The following is a 16,550-nucleotide window of genomic DNA, read 5'->3' on the forward strand; positions in this document are numbered from 1 at the left end:
ACATTCACTCAACCATGAGACGTGCACACAAAAGAACGAAGAACCCAAGCTTTGAACTCGGTGGTAACGGGCGGATGGTACGGGCCGGCCGAACGAGGCCGGACCGGTCAGAAATAGCGCTGGAGGTTGGCGCGGATTCGATCGAGAACCGGCGCCGGCTGGTCGGGAATCTCGAATTTCCGGCCGGTGATGATCTCGAAGACGTCGATATAGAGGGCGGCCGCGTCGAGCACGACATCGCCGGGGATCTCGGGAATGTCGTCCTTATAGGGATCGCAGCGCGCGGTGACCCAGGTCCGGACGAAGTCCTTGTCGAAGCTTTCGGGCCGCTCGCCGGTTGCGACCTTGCTGTCGTAGCTTCCGGCGAACCAGTAGCGGCTGCTGTCCGGCGTGTGGATCTCGTCGGCCAGGATGATGTTGCCGGCTTCGTCGAAGCCGAACTCGTATTTGGTATCGACCAGGATCAGTCCGTGCTCCGCCGCGATCTGCCGGCCGCGCTCGAACAGGCCAAGCGCCAGACGGGAAACCGTGTCCCACTGCTCCTGAGTCAGCAGCCCGCGCTCGGTGATCTCATCGGGAGTCAACGGCTCGTCATGACCGCCGTCGAAGGCCTTGGTTGTCGGCGTGATGATCGTGTGCGGCAGCTTCTGGTGCTCGTGCATGCCGTCAGGCAGGGTGACGCCGTAGACAGTCCGTTCGCCCTTCTTGTACATCGACCAGATCGAGGTGCTGGTGGTGCCGGTCAGGTAGTCGCGCACGACGATCTCGACCGGCATGATGTTCAGCCGGCGGCAGACGACAACGTTGGGATCGGGATAGTCGATCACGTGGTTCGGGCAGATGTCGGCCGTCTTCTCGAACCAGAAGCGGGCGATCTGGGTCAGCGCTTCCCCTTTGAACGGCACGGCGGTCAGGATGCGGTCGAACGCGCTCAGGCGGTCGGTCGCGATGATGATTCGCCGCCCGTCGGGCAGGTCGTAGTTGTCCCGCACCTTGCCCCGGTAATGATTGGGCAGTTCCGGTATCGTCGCGTCGCGCAGCACGTTGCCGAGATGCGCTTGAGAAATCTTCTTATCCACCACAGGCCCCGATCGGGAAAATGACACCGCCATGATAGCCCGACACCAGCCCCCCATCCTAGCGTGCCGTTTGCAGACCTGTTGCCCGTGGCGTTGCACCGCCGGTTCGGCTAGACCTGTCCCAAAATTGGGAGACTGACCTATGAGCAACTGCCCCTGTGGTTCCGGCCGCACCCTCGATCAATGCTGCGGTCCTTATCTTGAGGGGGCCGCCAAGGCCCCGACGCCGGAAGCGCTGATGCGCTCGCGGTACTCGGCCTTCGTCACGGCCAATGTCGACCACCTGGAGCGGACGCTGCTGCCGGAGACACGCGGCGATTTCAACCGCGACGAAACCGAGACCTGGGCGAAGAGCAGCGAGTGGACGGGCCTGGAGGTCCGTTCGACCTCCGGCGGGCGCGACGGCGATGACGAGGGCTTCGTCGAGTTCGTCGCCCACTTCAACATGGACGGCAAGAAGCACATGCACCATGAGACCGGCCGGTTCGCCCGGCAGGAGGGCGAGTGGTACTATGTCGACGGCATCATGGGGGTGCGTCCTCGTACCGCACCCAAGATCGGCCGTAACGATCCGTGCCCCTGCGGCAGCGGCAAGAAGTACAAGAAGTGCCACGGTGCGGCGGCCTAGATGTTCCAGCGGTACAAGGTACACTTCGTCAAGCAGACCCCCGCGCAGTCACGGGGGCGACCCGAGCGTGACGTCAATGTGGAGATTCTTAAGAAGTTTCTGGCAGCCAATGGCCTTATGGGAGAACTCGACCGGGTTCTCCCTTCAGCGGCTTTCGGTATTCTCGAGATAAGCTGCACGCCGCTCCTGGCCGGGCGGCTCAGCGACATGTCGGAAGTCGAAGTCGTCCTGGAAGCCTGACCAGACGGAGCAATCCCACGTGACCGATCAAACCGCCGCCTCCGATGCCGTCAAGACAACGAGCCTGCCCCTGTTCTATCGGCAACCTCAGCCGCTCGACCGCGTCCGCCACGCGGCGGCCCGGTTGCTGGAGCCTGCCGATATCGGGTTCGCGGCGACTGCCAACAATCTGCCCGTGCTGATCGAGGAATTCGCTCACGCGGGACACAGCTACCCCATCGTCTTCACGCTGGGCGACGTTCCGACTCCGGTGGCCCTGCTGGGTCTGCGCGATAACCAGAACCTATTCTTGCGGCAGCGCGACGGCGCCTGGACCTGGGCCGCCGACACCTACATTCCCGCCTATGTCCGGCGCTACCCGCTGATCCTGATGGAAATGGAGACCGCTGGAGAATTCACCGTCTGCATCGACGGAGCGGCAGAGGGCGCCAAAGGCGACGCGATGTTCGCTGCCGACGGCGAGTTGTCCGAGGCCGGCAAGAACGCCATCGAGTTCTGCCGGGCCTATCAGAACCAGATCGTCGCCACGGTCGAGTTCACGGCCGCGCTGAAGAAGCACGACCTGCTCGAACAGAACCAGGCGGAGATCAAGCTGGCGTCCGGCGAGACACTGAACCTCAATGGGTTCCTGACAGTCAGCGCCAAGAAGTTCGCCGAACTGCCCGATGACGTTTATCTGGAATTCCGGCGAAAGGGGTGGATCGGCCTGATCCACCTCCATATCGCGTCCGTGCTGAACTGGGAGCGCCTCGTGGCGCTCACGTCCCGTCAGTAAACAAGTCCGAAGGGCAGGGAGCGCTGAGCGGGTAACCGCTCAGCGCTGGGCGAAAGCCTTTTCGATCACGAAGGTGCCGGGCTTGTTGTTGGCGCCCATCTCGAAACCCTGGTCTTCCATATACTTGGTCAGTTCGGCCGTCATATGGGGATTGCCGCAGATCATGACGCGGTCGTCAGCCGTGTTGAGCGGCTCCAGCCCCAGATCGGTGAACACCTTGCCGGACCGGATCAGGTCAGTGATGCGGCCCTCGTTCGGGAATGGCTCTCGCGTGACGGTCGGGTAATAGAGAAGCTTTTCCGCCGCCAACTCGCCGATGTACTCGTTCGCCTTCAAGTCCTCCAGCGCCTTTTCCCCGCACACCAGTTCGTTCTTGTTGCGAACGGTATGGGTCAGGATGACGCGATCGAACCGTTCGTAGACGGTCGGGTCCTTGATGATCGAGAGGAACGGCGCCAAGCCCGTACCGGTGGACAGCAGCCACAGGTTCTTGCCCGGTTCCAGGTTGTGGAGAAGGAGGGTCCCGGTCGCCTTGCGGTTGACGAGGATCGTGTCGCCCGGCTTGACGTGTTGGAGCCGGCTGGTCAGGGGGCCGTTGGGCACCTTGATCGACAGGAATTCCAGTTGCTCGTCGTAGGGAGCGCTGACCACGCTATAGGCGCGCAGCAGCGGACGACCGTCCACTTCCAGGCCCATCATGGCGAACTCGCCGCTGTCGAAGCGGAAACCGGGGTCGCGGGTCGTCTTCAGGGTGAACAGGTTTTCGGTCCAGTGATGGACTTCGAGAACCGTCTCTCTCAGGATGTTGGACATTGCGTCTTATCTGGCTGTCACCGGGTCGAACAGCCCACATATATGTACAATGACAGCGAAGCGCACAACAAAAATTACCGCGACCCCCTGACGCAGGCGGCCGGTGAATGACATGGCTGATATGTAATTATCACGCTACCACCGTAGAATCAGTCCAGTCCAGCTTTTTTGTCTCGATATGACAGGCGCCGATACTATCGGAAACGTCGCCCACATCGGGCGTAAATCCGATGCGCGCGGTCTTCCTTATAGCAATCAGTTGTTCCAAATACAGAAATAGCTCTATAGGGGACGCAAGATGTTACGACACCAGGAATGGCTGTCCAAAAGTCTTTAGTTCAATTGCTTGTTTCGAGGGCATTCCATTGAAATTAATTTATCCGAAGGGGCCTGAACTGTGAGTGACGGCATGATGCTCGTCCGCGATTACGGTGAGGCGATGGAAGATGCGCCTGTCGCGGTCGAACTTCTGCCTATCGACGGTTCGATCAACCAGGACAACGCCTGGCTCGAAGTTGCCTGGAAAGATCTGGAAACCAGGGCGGATGGATCGTTCTTTCTGTCATGGCACTGGATCGGTCCCTGGCTGAAGCATCTACCGACGGGCGCAAATGCCCATGCGATGGTGGTCCGGCGGAACGACCGGATCGTCGGTCTGGCTATCCTGTGCCGCCGTGTGATCAGGCGCTACGGCATCCTGCCGATGCCGTCCTGGCTGCTCCACGAAACGGGAGACCCGGTGTTCGACGGACTCACCATCGAGTACAACGGCATCCTCGTGGACCGTTCCTGCGCCGACCAGACCATCGCGGAGAGCCTGCTGTGGATGGCACGCAAGCTGCCGGGATGCGCCGCACTGGTCCTGGCCGGACTGGGCGCGCGGGAGGAAGTGCTGGCGCACGGTGTCGCATCCTCGCTTGGCCATAGGCTTCAGGTGCGCAGGGCCGACGCGGCGCGGCTGGTCGATCTGGAACTTGTCCGCCGGAGCGGCGGTACCTATCGCTCTGGCCTTGGCCGCAGCACGCGCGCCGCCGTCAGTCGAGCGGTCCGGCTCTATGAGGCGCGGGGCGTTATCGACTACCGCGTCGCCGGAGATGTTGATCAGGCACTGGAATTCTTCGACGGGCTGGAACGCCTGCACCGGGCCGTGTGGGAGGCTAGAGGGAAGGCCGGTTCCTTTGCCAACCCCGCCTTCGGCCCGTTGCACCGTGACCTGATCCGCCGTGGCATGAATGCCGGTGTCGTACGTCTCTGCCGTCTTTCGGCTGGAGGACAGGATTTCGGTTATCTCTACAACTTCGTCTGGCGCGGTCGCGTCTTGAATTATCAGAGCGGCTTCGCCTACGAGGACGACAACCGCATCAAACCGGGGCTGGTCAGCCACGTCCTTGCGATAGAGGACGCTCTTGCGCGCGGCGAGGAGTGTTACGATTTCATGGCGGGCGGGGCAGGGCACAAGTCCCATCTGTCGAACGCCCAGACATCAATGAACTGGATCACCCTGTCGCCCGACCAGTTGTCCAGCCGCCTGGAGGACAAGCTGCACCGGATCGAACTGGCTCTCAGGCGTTGGCGGCGGCGGATGAAGGGCCTGGAGCAGCGGCCGACGCCCTAGCGCCGGCCCTCATCCGACGATTGCCTTGTAGACGCGCCGCAGCGGCGTCCTTATCGGCTCGGGCAGGCGCGAGAAGCGGGGAGCCAGCCCGGCCTTGCGCGTCTTCGTCAGTGCCTTGGACGCATCGTAGCGGACGTGGCGCAGGCCGATCGTCCCGGCATCGGGGTCGAGCACCAGATAGCTGGGACGCCGGTCCGATGTCCGGGGCTGACCGACCGTACCGGGATTGACGAGGTAGAACGAATCGTCCCGGAGCCGGACCGTCCGGTCTTCATGCGCGGTCACTGCGCCGTCGCGCATCTCGTAGACGCCGATCCGATGGGTATGGCCGAAGGCGCAGATCCGGACACCCGAGGGATGGGCGGCAAGGGCCTGGAAGCTCAGCAGCCGCTTCTCATCCGTGTTCAGCCTGACCAGCTCGCACCCCATATCCGGGTGAAGGGCCCCGTGGACGGCAACCAGCCTATCGTCGATCACCGTCTTCAACGGCAGCGCCGCCAGCCAATTCAGCTCGTCCGGTGTCAGGCGGTCACGTGTCCAATCCACGGCGCGCGCCGCCAGCGGATTGAAGCCTTCCGTGGTGATCTGGCCGGTGACGGCGCGGTCGTGGTTGCCTGCGATGCAGAGGGCTTCCGCGTTGCGCAGCCTTCTGATGCATTCGGACGGATCGGCATTGTATCCGACGATGTCGCCCAGGCAGACGATGGTGCCAATCCGCTCCCGGCGGATTTCCGCAAGCACCGCCTCCAGCGCTTCCAGATTGGCGTGGATGTCCGAGATGACGGCTATCATCGGGCGCGTGCCGGCAGGACGCGCGCCAGCGTGTTGCGCAGGAAGGGCATGGGGTCGTCCCAGGCGATCGACTTGGCCTCGCACCGGATCATCCACGGCCACCAGCGGGACATCGGCATGCCGTATTCCCGGGCTGCCTGACGGTCGCGAGTGATGTTGCACCAGGATGCGCCGGCTCTCGCCTTGACCGGGTCCGGTCTTGGCAAGCCGGTCAGGTCGCCATGGACCAGCGCCGGCAGGTTCACCCCGGCGACGGCGCCGACATAGTGCCAAAGGTTGTAGCGGGGATTGACTTCAAGCAGATGAAGGCTGCCGTCGGGGGCGCGCTTGAAGTCGAACTTCGCGACGCCGCTGAAGTTGAGCTTGGCGACCAGCTCCCGCCCCAACTCGATGACATCCGGCGCATCGGTGATCGTCAGCGCCGTGCTGTGACCCAGATCGCGGGGATAGGTGCGGATCTTGCGCCCACTATATTCGCCGATCACGGTGCCGTGCGGATCGACGTAGCAATGGTAGCTTTCGATCTTCGTTTCCGGGCCGGGGACCATCTCCTGCGCCAGCAGGTCCATGCGTCCGGCGACAAGATGGGGCCAGATCCTAAAGAGAGCCTCCCTGTCCTGGACCTCCACCGCCTTACCCTCGCCGCCGACATTGACCCAGGCGATGAAGCGGGTAAGCGGCTTGATCACGATCGGGAAGCGGAGATCGAGGTCCGGCGGCGACGCCGGAGGCGTTCCCGTCGCAAGATCGATCCGGCGGGTCCGCGGCACCGGCAGGTCCAGGCGTTCCGCCAGTATCTGGAAGCGCGCCTTGTCGACGAGGTCTTCCACAAGGGTCGCTTCGGGCACGACGAACCGGAACGCTCTAGACAGCCGCTCCCGCTGGCGGGAAACCATCAGCAACTGGGCATCCTGCTGATAATAGAGGACCGGCGGCTCGGGCTGCGTCGCGGCGAACCGCATCAGCATATCGATCAGCGGCTCGCCGCCGTTCTCGAAATCCTCCCAGAACATCGCCTGCGTCGTGTAGCGGGAATGCAGGACCGGATCGCCCGGCTGGGTGACCACGGCGCATCCGATGCCGCCCATGCCCAGCGCCCGCACCATGTTCATGTCGCCCATGACACAGGCAAGGACTGGCTTGCTGGGTTTTTTGCTCATTCGATCCGGGCCATATGTTCTTTGCGTTCGAGGATGATCCAGGAAAAGCTTCAGGCCGGCTGCGCTATCGCGACCCCGAACACGAGAAGCGTCGAGATGGCGTTGAAGCATCCATGCACCAGCATTCCCGGCAGGATCGATCCGCTACGTTCATAAGTCCACGCCAGCGTCAGCCCGACCAGGAATGTTCCCGGCAGCAGTACTAGACTGCCATGAAGTGCCGCGAAGGCGGCGGCGCTGATGCCGGCGGCGACGATTGGAGCCGAATGTTTCCGGAGCCAGCCATAGAGGACGCTGCGTAGGGTCAGTTCCTCCACTACCGGAGCGACGATGACGGTCGCGACGAACATCCCGGCCATCGCTCCCCAGTCGCTCGGGTCCGGCATGATCAGTGGGATCTGAGGATTCTCGAAGGGCTTCCCCATCCATAGCGAAATCAGCACGTTAGTCAGGATGACGACGATCTGGAGGAAGATGGCGATGGGCACGACCCGGCGATACCAGGACGCCGATGCCGGTATGAAGCCCAACTGCCGCAGCGTCGTGCCGCGATAAACCATCGCGACGAGCCAGACGATCGCCAGCAGGACGGCGTTCTGGCCGATCAGAAGGGCGACCACCGTCGCCGTCGTGACCTCGCGCGGGCTAATCAGCAACCGGAATGCCATCAATGCGCCGACCGCGAGGGCGACGATCAGGATCAGGTCTACCAGACGAAGCGGCAAGCGCGCTCCAGGACCGTCGGAACTGTCCGGTTTCCCCGTCTGCGGCGTCAGTGGAATAGTTTCGGTCATCAACGCTCCAACGGCTGCTTGTTCGGCTTTGTTCCGGGCGACCTCATACCGATACCAGCCACTCTATCGATACCAGATCGGGAGGCGGATCGTCATATCAGCGGCTTCCCGGTATGCTTGAAACCAAATTTTCAGATTATATAATCATTGAAAAAATTGTTTCTCGCGTCTAACGTCGCGGCAGCGCGCCGGAGATGCCAGCCGTCGAAGAAACCAGAAACCGAAACTTCCAGAAACCAAGAGGGACGCCATGACACCTGACCAGCAGAACAATATCCGCGCCTATGTCGACCAGCAGCATGCGACCCAGGTCGAGTTCCTGGCGGAATTAGTCAATGTGCCCTCGGACAACCCTCCCGGCGATTGTGCTCCCCATGCCCGCCGCTCTGCCGAACTGCTCGAGAAGCTGGGCTTCACGGTCGAACGTCACGATGTTCCGGATGATCTGGTCAAGGCCAACGGTATGATCAGTGCGACCAACCTGGTGATCCGCCGCAAGTTCGGCCCCGGTCCCGTCGTGGCGCTGAACGCGCATGGCGACGTCGTGCCGCCGGGCGAAGGTTGGTCGTCCGATCCGTACGGCGCGGAGATCCGCAACGGCGTGATGTACGGCCGGGGCGTCGCGGTGTCGAAGTCGGACTTCGCGACCTATGCCTTCGCGTTGAAGGCTCTTGAGGAGAGCGGCCTGCCGCTAAGCGGCACGGTCGAGCTTCACCTGACCTACGACGAGGAAGCCGGTGGTCAGATCGGACCGGGCTGGCTGCTGGAGCAGGGGATCAGCAAGCCCGACCTCGCGATCAGTGCCGGCTTCTCCTACAACATCGTCGTCGCGCACAACGGCTGCCTGCATCTGGAAGTGCGGATCGAAGGGCGCTCCGCCCATGCCGCCCGGCCGGATACCGGTGTCGATGCGTTGCGCGCCGCCAACAAGCTGCTGACCGCGCTCTACGCCCTGAACGATACGGAGTTCAAGACGATCAAGTCGAAGGTCGAAGGCATCGATCACCCGTCGCTGGTGGTCGGACTGATCAGCGGCGGCATCAACACCAACGTCGTGCCCGACGTCGTCACGCTGCGCATCGACCGCCGCATGGTGCCCGAAGAGAATCCGGAACAGGTCGAGCGCGACATGTCCGGATTCATCGAGAAGGCCTGTTCCGAGATGCCGGGCATCAGGGTGAACATCCGCCGTATCCTGCTGGCGCGTCCCCTGACGCCGCTGGCCGGCTCCGAGAAGATGGTGCAGGTCATCCAGCGCTACGGTCGCGAGATCATGGGGGAGGAGGTTCCGGCCAACGGCGTGCCGCTCTACACCGATGCGCGCCTGTACAGCGCCGCCGGCGTTCCGACCATCCTCTACGGCGCCGGGCCGCACTCTCTGCTGGACGCCAACGGGCACCGGGCCGACGAGAAGCTGGTGCTGGAGGATCTGCGCAAAGCGACCCAGGTGGTGGCGCTGACGCTCGCCGATCTTCTGAGCGCCTGATCCACCTTCAGCGCCTGAAGTATTTCCTGCGCCGGATCATCGGCGCAGGAGCTTTGCCAGCCATGGCCGTTGCGCCTCCGCCAACTCGGCGCGGAGACGCTTCACCGTGGCTTCAAGCCTGTCCACTTCCGACTGATGACGTTCGGCATCGGCGACGCGCTGGTCGTTCGCCTCTTCGACGCGTGCCTGAAGGCTGGACACCTCCTGACGCAGCCGATCGAGTTCGGCGCGCAGCCGGTCGCGCTCGATGGTTTCGCCGGTGACCTGTGCTATCGATTTGGCCGATCCGCTCGCCTGAGCTTTGCGCGATGCGATTGTCGCCTCCCCCCTACCTTCGAGATGCCGAACACATCGGCGCCCCATCGGTTGCAACCTATCCCGCTACGGTTGAAGTCTTCAAGGACTCCTGTGGAGCAGGACCCTGGCCCAAGGGGCTCGATCGGCACCAATCGGTATCAGGTCTTATTTTTGACGCGCAGGAGGTCTTCAATCCAGACCCTGTCAGCCAATATCAGCGTGAGACTTGCGTATCGAAGGGAGCCTTGAGCTGAGCGAAACCCCAACCATCCTCGTCGTGGAGGACGAGCCCTTGGTTGCCATGGTGCTGGAAAGCATCATCGAGGACATGGGTGCGTCCCTGGTCGGGCCGGCCGCCTCGGTGGAGAAGGCGCTCGCATTGATCGAGGCGGGCGGATTCACCGGCGCTCTGCTCGACGTCAATCTGAGGGGCGAGCGGGTGGATGCCGTTGCGGACGCTCTTGCGGCCAAGGGCCTGCCGTTCGTCTTCACCACCGGCCACGGCATCGACGGAATTCCCGCCGCCCACCGTCATCGCCCCATGCTGAGCAAGCCTTTCCGCGACGCCGACATCACGGCGTTGCTCAACCTCCACATCCTGGCGAAGCAGCCGATCAACTGAGACCGGTCACCGGAATCGCTGCGCCGTGAACCGCGCGTGCGGCGTCGGACGATAGAAACAGGATGACGGACGCCAGATCCTCCGGCGCTACCCAGTGCCTGGGATCGGACTTTGGCATGGCGGCACGGTTCTCCGGCGTGTCTATGATGCTGGGCAGGACGCAGTTCACGTTGACGCCGTGCTCGCGCAGTTCGGCCGACATCGCCTCGGTAAGGCGGGTCACCGCGCTCTTGGCGGCGCAATAGGCCCCCATCCGCGCAACGCCGCGCGTAGCGGCATTGGCGCCGACATTGACGATCCGGCCCCGGCCGGCTTTCAGCATATGCGGGGCGACGGCGCCCGTCGCGTGGATCAGCGTCCTGGCGTTGACGTCCATCAGGAAATCCCACGTTCGGTCCGACGTCTCGTGGACCGGGTCTCCCATGTGGAAGCCGCCGGCGATATTGCACAACACGTCGATCCTGCCGAAGCGGTCCATGACGATATCCGTGGCCGCCCTTACGCGCTCGCGGTCCAGCAGATCGACAGGCAGCAGCAGGCGGTTGTCGTCCTCTGCGCCGAAGGCCGCCCCCAGGATGTCGCGGTCCCGGTCGAACAGCGCCAGATTAGCGCCGTGAGCTTCGAAGGCGTGCGCCACGGCGGAGCCCAGGTTGCCGCCGGCGCCGGTCACGACGACCGTCCGGTTTCCAAAGTCCAGCATTGCCAAACCTCCGCGTTAAGCGACGTTGCGTCGTGCCTTGTGATAGGCGCCGGTGCCGCGATGAAGGACGATGTCCGCCGGGTCGATCGATCCAGGATCAAGATCCGGCAGCGCCGACACCCGCCGGTAGATCGGTCCGAAATCGATGTCGGCCAAAGCCAGCAGGTCGTCGAAACCCTCGATGACGAAGTAGGTTTCCTGGAAATCGTCGATCCGGTACAGCGTCCGCATGACGCGCTCCAGGTCGAACCGGACCCGGTTGGGAGAGGGGTCTTCCAGGGCGAAGATCGTTTCCGTCCGCGACGACGCGATGCCCGAGCCGTAGATCCGCAGCCCTTCCACGCCGCTGATCAGGCCGAACTCGACCGTGTACCAGTAGACGTGGGCAAGGTTGGCCAGCACGCCCATCCCCTGCGCGCGCAGCCCCCCTTTACCATAGGCTTCCATGTAATCGGCAAAGACGGGGTGGGCGAGCATCGGCACATGCCCGAAGACATCGTGGAAGACATCAGGCTCCTCGATGTAGTCGAGCTGCTCCGCCCTGCGGATGAACTGCCCTGCCGGGAACCGCCGGTTGGCGAGATGGTCGAAGAAGACCTCGTCCGGAACCAGGCCCGGCACCGCCACGACCCGCCAGCCGGTGAGTTTCTCAAGGTCGTCGCTCAGGCGGCGGAAGTCGGGGATCTGCCCGGCATCGATGGTGAGGTCGCGCAGACCCTGGACGAACTCGCCGCACGCCCGGCCGGGCAGAAGCTTGCTCTGGCGCTCGAACAGGGTCCTCCAGATAGCGTGATCTTCCGGCGTGTAGCTGTCCCACTCCTGGTCGATGGTCCAATCGGCGCTGACCGGGCGACCCGCGTCGCCGGCCGCAGCACCGTGTCTGGTCGTTTCCATCGTTTCCTCCCGAATCATCGGAACTGACCAAGCATAATCCGATTTGGAAGGTCCTTGTCGTCTCGTTCGGCGGAGAGTGCCAAGGAAAACGTCATAGCAGGAGGCCGACGGCGACAACTTAGACAGATTTGTCCATTCGTCCCGGACTCATCCCGATTAGCCCGTCGCCCGATGCTTCGCCGTCTTTTTGGCGACATCCTCCGGCTGGCTGGAAAACTGCTTTCCCTTTTCGGTATCCTTGCGCTTCTTTGCCGTCGTCCTTTGGTATTCTTGCTTGGACAGCGACTTACGGGCTTCCTTGGGTAGGTAGCGCTCGCCCGTCTCGGTGCTCTTCTTGCCCGACTTGGTGCCCCAGTCCTCGTCCGTCCACTGCTTCAGGCTGTTGTCCTTCTTCTTGCCGCCCTCATAGCCGCCACCGCGCCGCTTATATTCCTGCACGGCGAACTGGGCCTTGCGGGCCGACCATTGGCCGGCGTGACCGCCCTTCTCCCCGGCGGTCACCTCCGCCTTGACGGTTTCCCAAAGCTTCGGATCCGTTCTGCTCGCTGTTCCTGCCATTACTCAACCAACCCCTATTGCCGAGGTCCCGTCAGACCTCCTCCACATTGCAATCGAGTCTGAGGCTGCCGGCGGTGTTGGCAACTGCCGACAGGCAAATTTCCGCGCGGGCAGGGGGAATGGAGACGGCGAAGCGGGTGACGTAGCGGTCGCCACTGGGGCCGGTCGTCTTCTGCGCCTCCAGCCGGACGATGTTCGCCCCGTATTCCCGAAAGACTTCGGCAAGCCTAGCGATCAGGCCGAGCTGGTCGCCGCCGCTGACTTCTATCCGGTGCGTGATCAGCGTTTCCGGACCGGGAGCAGCCTCGAACTCGTAGTCCGAAACCTCGACACGTGCGTCCTCCAGCTCCGGCAGGCCGCTGAGGTCGCGTTCAAGCTCAGCCAGATCGAGGTCCGGCGGCAACTCGCAGACGGCGGAGAATTCGGCGCCCTGGCCCATTGCGGCGAACGTCGTGTCGCGCAGGTTTATGCCGAGGTCGTAAAGGCGGCCGGCGATGGCCGAGACGAGCCCGACACGGTCGGCGGCGAGGATCGAAACCAGGGCGACGGATGGTGCTGCGGCAGGCATTTGGGGCTCCAGGTGCGAAAGGATCTTCACCAGCCGAAACCCTATACTTGCACCGGCGCTTCCGTCAAACCGGGTAACTCGGCCGGTGCCCAAATAATGCGCATGGGACCCCGTCCGCGATGCCCTGAACTTGTTCCCGGAAACTTCGGTTTATCGCGCCGCAACATGAACGGAAAACTGGTTAACTTCCCATTAATAAAGGGAAATCCGAGCCTTCCTCCGTCTCATTGCTGCTATGCAGCATATGCGTTGGCAGGGAGGCGACGGGACACCTACCTTTCTAATCACGAGGCCGGCCAAGAGCCATCCAGTGGGGGGAACAGACATCGCGGAAACGCGGTGACCATCAACTTCCTCGCTGACGCGGAGCCTCTTATTCCGCCGGCGGCACATACGTCGGAGAAAGCACGATGAACATCCTTAAGCAAATCGGTCAGATCTGGAACCAGTACCGTGAGTTCCGCTCGACCTTCAACGAACTGTCCAACATGTCCGACGCGGAACTGCGCGACATGGGCCTGTATCGCGGCGATATCGTCCGCGTCGCCTACGGCCAGGCCGAGGCGAGCTATCCCCAGACCGTCCCCGCCAACCGCAACGTCGGTCGCGGCGCGCAGACTAGCCCGCAGGGCGGCTTCGGCATGCTGAGCGGAAGTCACTGAGACTTCCGCCGCCGAAGCCACGACCAGAATGTCCAGTAGCCAGAACCTCCAATAGGGAGCGAAGCGCCGTCCTCATCGAAACGAAGGAACGGCACTATGCAGAAGATGAACACGATTAGCCCGACTGTTAACCACGTCTTTCATGCTTTCGGCATGAACTTCCAGAATACCTTCGCCAACCTGCGCCACCGCATCGAGGGCCATCTCGAGACCCGCCGTCTCCGCGCCGAATTGGAGTTCATGAGCGAGCGCGAGCGCCAGGAAATCGACGTCACCCTCGGCAATACCGCCTGGGCAGCACGGAACGGCAGCCGCCGCTAAATCGGCAGCCGTTTTGCCAAGGAAAATTCCGGCGACCAAGAGTCCACAAGACCACGCCAAGATCGAATCAGGGAGTGGAGCGCTGCCCGCATAGTTTTGGGAGCGAACTGATGACTGCCTTTACGAACACGAACGAAACGATCCAGCCGACCATCTCCGGCTTCAGCGGTTACAAGGCCGCCTCTCCGGTCGCACGGGTGCTGAGCGCTCTCCAAAAGCTGCCGGTCTACCTGCGCCAGTACTGGGCCCTCTACCAGACCCGCGAAGAGCTGAACCGGCTGAGCGACCGCTCGCTGAGCGACATCGGCATCGAGCGCGACAGAATCGCCAATGTTGCCCGCAACCACTGCGACCAAGCGCTGGTCCGGCATGACGAGACCGGCAAGCTGCTGGCGATGAGCGACGAGGAACTGGCTGATATCGGCGTCAGCCGGGGCGATGTCGAAGCCTACCGCAATGGCCGCATTAAGTTCCTGCGCCGTCGTTTCATCGAGAACGAGGCCGCCGCATGACGGCCTCGCCCCTTGAAACGGCGCTGCTGCTGCGCGCCATCTTCGGCCTCGCCATGATGAACATCGGCATGCTGCTGGGCTGACGCGGCGAAAAGCCGGGAAGACCAACACCTGCCTTGGAAGGGAGTGCGACCTGCCGGTCCGCGCTCCCTTTGCCGTGTCCGGAACGAGGACGTTATTGCCGGGAGGCTTTCGCCAGGGCGCGGCGGCGGCGCCATTCGACCCAGCGGCGCTCCAGCCGGATCATCGCCCTGCTGGTCGGCCGTTTCAGGAACGGCACGTCCTGAGCCAGCAGCAGAAGCCCCAATGGCAGCATCCAGATGCCCAGCACCGGAAGGAAGCTTAGCAGACCGCCGATTATCAGCAGGATGCCCGTGGGGATTCGAATCCAAGTGGAACCGGGGTCGCGGAGCCAGCGCAGCGCACGCGCGGCTTTCACAGGCAACTGCTTCTCCAGGCGCTCGAAGCGTCGGTCGAGCCTGCGGTCGTCGATGTGTGTCATCCGGGGCAATCTGGTGTCTGTAGCGACAGATTCAAAGCTTTAGATCCTACCTGATTCCGACCTGCGGAATTTTTTTAATTTTTTTCGTCGGATGCTCGGACTAAATCGCCGGCTCGCGCGAATATGTGCGCAACGAGACGATAGAGATGCACCCGCTCCTTAAAGACCATATCCTGCCGCTTCGCCGTTACGCCCTGGCGCTGACCCGCGATGCCGACCAGTCGGACGATCTCGTCCAGGAAACCCTGGCGCGTGCGATCGAGGGCGCCGGATCGTGGGACCCGAGGCGCGACCTGCGGAAATGGCTGTTCGGCATTATGCACAACACCCATCTCTCCGGCCGCCGGCGCAGCGTGCTGGAGAAGTCGGTGGCGCAGGAGATCACGTCGATATCGAGCGACAGCACACCCGCCAGTCAGTTCCAGAGCGTCCATTTCAACGAGACGATGGCGTCCCTGATGAGACTGCCGGAAGAACAGCGGGAAGTGATGCTGCTGATTGCCGTGGAGTCCTTCAGCTACAAGGACGCGGCCGAGATGCTGGACCTGCCCGTCGGGACCGTGATGTCGCGTCTTGCCCGTGCGCGCGAAGCCTTGCGGACGGAGCAGGGGACTGAGCGGGACTCTTCCCAGAGACCAGACCTGCGTCTGGTGAGGTGAGCCATGTCTGATCCGATTTCCGAACTCGACCTGATGGCCTATGTGGATGACCAGCTCGATGCCGAGCGTCGCATCGCGGTGGAGGACCACCTATCCAGGCATCCCGTGCTGGCGGCCCAGATCATGGACGACCTGCGGCGGCGGGACGAGTTGCGGCTTGCCCTGACGGAAGCGGCTGCTGCCCGGTCGAACCACATGCTGGAACTGCCAGCGGAACGGTTGGGACGACGTCTGGCATTTCACTCGTCCCTGCACCGGAACCGTCGGGCGATCGCGGCGTCGATCCTGGTCGGGGCGGGGTGGTTCGCCCATGCCATGTTCGGCGGACTGGGGGCCGACCCGGCGTCCGCGGCGCATATCCTGCCGGTCTACGCCGACGAGGCGGTGGCGGCCCATCGGACCGTCCTGGTGGAAGTGCGGCACGACGGGACGGCGGCGTTGAACCTGGTGCAGGCCGGCGCTGCCGGTGCATCGATCCCGCTGCCGCACCTTCCGTCGTCCTTCGCGCCGGCGGGTTCGCATCCGGTCCCTTCAGAGCGGGGAAACGCCGTGCAGATGCTGATCCACGGTCCGGACGAGCAGTTGCTGACGCTGTTCGCGGTCGAGACCGACAGCTTCAACATCCAACCGCCCCAGGCCGAGGCGGTCAGGGACGTCAACGTCGCGTACTGGCAGTCCGGCTGGGTCGCCTATGTCCTGAGCGGCGCTGCCGATCAGAAGGAATTGTTATCGCTGGCCTCCAGGCTCAGCCGGTAATCAACATCGCATCCAACCTGTTATCGATAACGGAGTTGAGGGAGCAACCATGTTCAACCAGTACCCCAACCGGTCCGGCGCCTTCGGGCGGGCCGTGGACAGCGCGGCCTTCGACGA

The 16,550-nt window shown here is 63.0% G+C and carries 22 protein-coding genes; 11 read left to right on the top strand and 11 right to left on the bottom strand.

Annotated elements, in window-relative coordinates:
- Positions 1 to 107: 107 nt before the first annotated feature.
- A complete protein-coding gene (locus tag N826_RS36045; RefSeq protein WP_244619714.1) occupies positions 108 to 1,079 on the bottom strand; it encodes a phosphoribosylaminoimidazolesuccinocarboxamide synthase in 972 nt (323 codons plus the stop codon).
- A gap of 142 nt (positions 1,080 to 1,221) precedes the next feature.
- Between N826_RS36045 and N826_RS36050 the strand changes: the two genes are divergently transcribed.
- Genes N826_RS36050 through N826_RS36060 form a run of 3 tightly spaced genes read left to right on the top strand, consistent with a single transcriptional unit; the run spans position 1,222 to position 2,722 of the window.
- The gene (locus tag N826_RS36050) at positions 1,222 to 1,707 is read left to right on the top strand and encodes a YchJ family protein (RefSeq protein ID WP_044437144.1); all 486 of its coding nucleotides are present in this window, start codon (positions 1,222 to 1,224) and stop codon (positions 1,705 to 1,707) included.
- On the top strand, positions 1,708 to 1,947 hold the full coding sequence (locus N826_RS36055) for a hypothetical protein (RefSeq protein ID WP_044437146.1): 240 nt from the start codon (positions 1,708 to 1,710) through the stop codon (positions 1,945 to 1,947).
- 19 nt (positions 1,948 to 1,966) lie between these two features.
- The gene (locus N826_RS36060; protein ID WP_044437148.1) at positions 1,967 to 2,722 is read left to right on the top strand and encodes a SapC family protein; all 756 of its coding nucleotides are present in this window, start codon (positions 1,967 to 1,969) and stop codon (positions 2,720 to 2,722) included.
- Positions 2,723 to 2,761: 39 nt separating this feature from the next.
- Here N826_RS36060 and N826_RS36065 read toward each other — a convergent pair whose 3' ends face one another.
- Positions 2,762 to 3,535: a ferredoxin--NADP reductase gene (locus tag N826_RS36065; RefSeq protein ID WP_044437150.1), complete on the bottom strand. Its 774-nt coding sequence runs from the start codon at positions 3,533 to 3,535 to the stop codon at positions 2,762 to 2,764.
- A gap of 409 nt (positions 3,536 to 3,944) precedes the next feature.
- Between N826_RS36065 and N826_RS36070 the strand changes: the two genes are divergently transcribed.
- Positions 3,945 to 5,150: a GNAT family N-acetyltransferase gene (locus N826_RS36070; RefSeq protein ID WP_044437152.1), complete on the top strand. Its 1,206-nt coding sequence runs from the start codon at positions 3,945 to 3,947 to the stop codon at positions 5,148 to 5,150.
- A gap of 9 nt (positions 5,151 to 5,159) precedes the next feature.
- Here the strand turns inward: N826_RS36070 and N826_RS36075 are convergent, their stop codons facing one another.
- The 3 genes from N826_RS36075 to N826_RS40985 are packed head-to-tail and all read right to left on the bottom strand — an operon-like array spanning position 5,160 to position 7,896.
- Positions 5,160 to 5,942 (bottom strand): metallophosphoesterase family protein, encoded by a 783-nt coding sequence (locus N826_RS36075; RefSeq protein WP_044437153.1) that lies wholly within the window; start codon positions 5,940 to 5,942, stop codon positions 5,160 to 5,162.
- Entirely contained in the window at positions 5,939 to 7,102 is a 1,164-nt protein-coding gene (locus N826_RS36080; protein WP_044437154.1) for a carboxylate--amine ligase, read from the bottom strand. The genes N826_RS36075 and N826_RS36080 overlap by 4 nt, the downstream gene beginning before the upstream one ends.
- A gap of 50 nt (positions 7,103 to 7,152) precedes the next feature.
- Positions 7,153 to 7,896, bottom strand: coding sequence for a CPBP family intramembrane glutamic endopeptidase (locus N826_RS40985; RefSeq protein ID WP_084721489.1), 744 nt, complete (start codon positions 7,894 to 7,896; stop codon positions 7,153 to 7,155).
- A 250-nt stretch (positions 7,897 to 8,146) separates the two neighbouring features.
- On the opposite strand from N826_RS40985, the gene N826_RS36090 reads away from it, so the two are divergent.
- Positions 8,147 to 9,382 carry an ArgE/DapE family deacylase gene (locus N826_RS36090; RefSeq protein WP_044437155.1) on the top strand — a complete coding sequence of 412 codons (1,236 nt, stop codon included), beginning with the start codon at positions 8,147 to 8,149 and terminating at the stop codon, positions 9,380 to 9,382.
- 36 nt (positions 9,383 to 9,418) lie between these two features.
- On the opposite strand, the gene N826_RS36095 is transcribed toward N826_RS36090, so the two are convergent.
- Positions 9,419 to 9,745, bottom strand: a complete 327-nt coding sequence (locus N826_RS36095) for a hypothetical protein (RefSeq protein WP_044437156.1) — start codon at positions 9,743 to 9,745, stop codon at positions 9,419 to 9,421.
- Positions 9,746 to 9,905: 160 nt separating this feature from the next.
- Between N826_RS36095 and N826_RS36100 the strand changes: the two genes are divergently transcribed.
- Positions 9,906 to 10,301 (top strand): response regulator, encoded by a 396-nt coding sequence (locus N826_RS36100; RefSeq protein ID WP_063772370.1) that lies wholly within the window; start codon positions 9,906 to 9,908, stop codon positions 10,299 to 10,301.
- On the opposite strand, the gene N826_RS36105 is transcribed toward N826_RS36100, so the two are convergent.
- From N826_RS36105 to N826_RS36120, 4 genes are all read right to left on the bottom strand, one after another.
- Positions 10,294 to 11,001 (bottom strand): SDR family NAD(P)-dependent oxidoreductase, encoded by a 708-nt coding sequence (locus N826_RS36105; RefSeq protein WP_044437157.1) that lies wholly within the window; start codon positions 10,999 to 11,001, stop codon positions 10,294 to 10,296. The two genes, N826_RS36100 and N826_RS36105, sit on opposite strands and share 8 nt — an antisense overlap.
- 15 nt (positions 11,002 to 11,016) lie before the next feature.
- Positions 11,017 to 11,895, bottom strand: a complete 879-nt coding sequence (phhA, locus tag N826_RS36110) for a phenylalanine 4-monooxygenase (protein WP_044437158.1) — start codon at positions 11,893 to 11,895, stop codon at positions 11,017 to 11,019.
- A gap of 156 nt (positions 11,896 to 12,051) precedes the next feature.
- A complete protein-coding gene (locus N826_RS36115) occupies positions 12,052 to 12,453 on the bottom strand; it encodes a DUF5872 domain-containing protein (RefSeq protein WP_044437175.1) in 402 nt (133 codons plus the stop codon).
- Between the two features lie 31 nt (positions 12,454 to 12,484).
- Positions 12,485 to 13,021: a glycine cleavage system transcriptional repressor gene (locus tag N826_RS36120; protein ID WP_044437160.1), complete on the bottom strand. Its 537-nt coding sequence runs from the start codon at positions 13,019 to 13,021 to the stop codon at positions 12,485 to 12,487.
- Positions 13,022 to 13,431: 410 nt separating this feature from the next.
- On the opposite strand from N826_RS36120, the gene N826_RS36125 reads away from it, so the two are divergent.
- The 3 genes from N826_RS36125 (at position 13,432) to N826_RS36135 (ending at position 14,516) form a co-directional block, all read left to right on the top strand.
- Positions 13,432 to 13,683 (top strand): DUF1127 domain-containing protein, encoded by a 252-nt coding sequence (locus N826_RS36125; RefSeq protein WP_044437162.1) that lies wholly within the window; start codon positions 13,432 to 13,434, stop codon positions 13,681 to 13,683.
- A gap of 96 nt (positions 13,684 to 13,779) precedes the next feature.
- Positions 13,780 to 14,004 carry a hypothetical protein gene (locus tag N826_RS36130; protein WP_044437163.1) on the top strand — a complete coding sequence of 75 codons (225 nt, stop codon included), beginning with the start codon at positions 13,780 to 13,782 and terminating at the stop codon, positions 14,002 to 14,004.
- Positions 14,005 to 14,114: 110 nt separating this feature from the next.
- A complete protein-coding gene (locus N826_RS36135; RefSeq protein WP_044437165.1) occupies positions 14,115 to 14,516 on the top strand; it encodes a YjiS-like domain-containing protein in 402 nt (133 codons plus the stop codon).
- Positions 14,517 to 14,691: 175 nt separating this feature from the next.
- On the opposite strand, the gene N826_RS36140 is transcribed toward N826_RS36135, so the two are convergent.
- Positions 14,692 to 15,018 carry a hypothetical protein gene (locus N826_RS36140; protein ID WP_044437167.1) on the bottom strand — a complete coding sequence of 109 codons (327 nt, stop codon included), beginning with the start codon at positions 15,016 to 15,018 and terminating at the stop codon, positions 14,692 to 14,694.
- A 146-nt stretch (positions 15,019 to 15,164) separates the two neighbouring features.
- Here N826_RS36140 and N826_RS36145 point away from each other — a divergent pair, with 146 nt between their 5' ends.
- Both N826_RS36145 and N826_RS36150 read left to right on the top strand, forming a co-directional pair.
- Positions 15,165 to 15,677: a sigma-70 family RNA polymerase sigma factor gene (locus N826_RS36145; RefSeq protein ID WP_044437169.1), complete on the top strand. Its 513-nt coding sequence runs from the start codon at positions 15,165 to 15,167 to the stop codon at positions 15,675 to 15,677.
- Between the two features lie 3 nt (positions 15,678 to 15,680).
- On the top strand, positions 15,681 to 16,433 hold the full coding sequence (locus tag N826_RS36150) for an anti-sigma factor family protein (RefSeq protein WP_052832703.1): 753 nt from the start codon (positions 15,681 to 15,683) through the stop codon (positions 16,431 to 16,433).
- The last annotated feature ends 117 nt before the right edge of the window (positions 16,434 to 16,550 follow it).

The sequence above is a fragment of the Skermanella aerolata KACC 11604 genome (assembly GCF_000936425.1).
Classification (GTDB): domain Bacteria; phylum Pseudomonadota; class Alphaproteobacteria; order Azospirillales; family Azospirillaceae; genus Skermanella; species Skermanella aerolata.

What these genes read in the sequence shown, in the direction of transcription:
- N826_RS36050 (WP_044437144.1), top strand. Translation starts at nt 1,222, where the DNA reads ATGAGCAACTGCCCCTGTGGTTCCGGCCGCACCCTCGATCAATGCTGC.
- N826_RS36055 (WP_044437146.1), top strand. Translation starts at nt 1,708, where the DNA reads ATGTTCCAGCGGTACAAGGTACACTTCGTCAAGCAGACCCCCGCGCAG.
- N826_RS36065 (WP_044437150.1), bottom strand. Translation starts at nt 3,535, where the DNA reads ATGTCCAACATCCTGAGAGAGACGGTTCTCGAAGTCCATCACTGGACC.
- N826_RS36070 (WP_044437152.1), top strand. Translation starts at nt 3,945, where the DNA reads ATGATGCTCGTCCGCGATTACGGTGAGGCGATGGAAGATGCGCCTGTC.
- N826_RS36075 (WP_044437153.1), bottom strand. Translation starts at nt 5,942, where the DNA reads ATGATAGCCGTCATCTCGGACATCCACGCCAATCTGGAAGCGCTGGAG.
- N826_RS36080 (WP_044437154.1), bottom strand. Translation starts at nt 7,102, where the DNA reads ATGAGCAAAAAACCCAGCAAGCCAGTCCTTGCCTGTGTCATGGGCGAC.
- N826_RS40985 (WP_084721489.1), bottom strand. Translation starts at nt 7,896, where the DNA reads ATGACCGAAACTATTCCACTGACGCCGCAGACGGGGAAACCGGACAGT.
- N826_RS36090 (WP_044437155.1), top strand. Translation starts at nt 8,147, where the DNA reads ATGACACCTGACCAGCAGAACAATATCCGCGCCTATGTCGACCAGCAG.
- N826_RS36095 (WP_044437156.1), bottom strand. Translation starts at nt 9,745, where the DNA reads ATGGGGCGCCGATGTGTTCGGCATCTCGAAGGTAGGGGGGAGGCGACA.
- N826_RS36105 (WP_044437157.1), bottom strand. Translation starts at nt 11,001, where the DNA reads ATGCTGGACTTTGGAAACCGGACGGTCGTCGTGACCGGCGCCGGCGGC.
- phhA (WP_044437158.1), bottom strand. Translation starts at nt 11,895, where the DNA reads ATGGAAACGACCAGACACGGTGCTGCGGCCGGCGACGCGGGTCGCCCG.
- N826_RS36115 (WP_044437175.1), bottom strand. Translation starts at nt 12,453, where the DNA reads ATGGCAGGAACAGCGAGCAGAACGGATCCGAAGCTTTGGGAAACCGTC.
- N826_RS36120 (WP_044437160.1), bottom strand. Translation starts at nt 13,021, where the DNA reads ATGCCTGCCGCAGCACCATCCGTCGCCCTGGTTTCGATCCTCGCCGCC.
- N826_RS36125 (WP_044437162.1), top strand. Translation starts at nt 13,432, where the DNA reads ATGAACATCCTTAAGCAAATCGGTCAGATCTGGAACCAGTACCGTGAG.
- N826_RS36130 (WP_044437163.1), top strand. Translation starts at nt 13,780, where the DNA reads ATGCAGAAGATGAACACGATTAGCCCGACTGTTAACCACGTCTTTCAT.
- N826_RS36135 (WP_044437165.1), top strand. Translation starts at nt 14,115, where the DNA reads ATGACTGCCTTTACGAACACGAACGAAACGATCCAGCCGACCATCTCC.
- N826_RS36140 (WP_044437167.1), bottom strand. Translation starts at nt 15,018, where the DNA reads ATGACACACATCGACGACCGCAGGCTCGACCGACGCTTCGAGCGCCTG.
- N826_RS36145 (WP_044437169.1), top strand. Translation starts at nt 15,165, where the DNA reads ATGCACCCGCTCCTTAAAGACCATATCCTGCCGCTTCGCCGTTACGCC.
- N826_RS36150 (WP_052832703.1), top strand. Translation starts at nt 15,681, where the DNA reads ATGTCTGATCCGATTTCCGAACTCGACCTGATGGCCTATGTGGATGAC.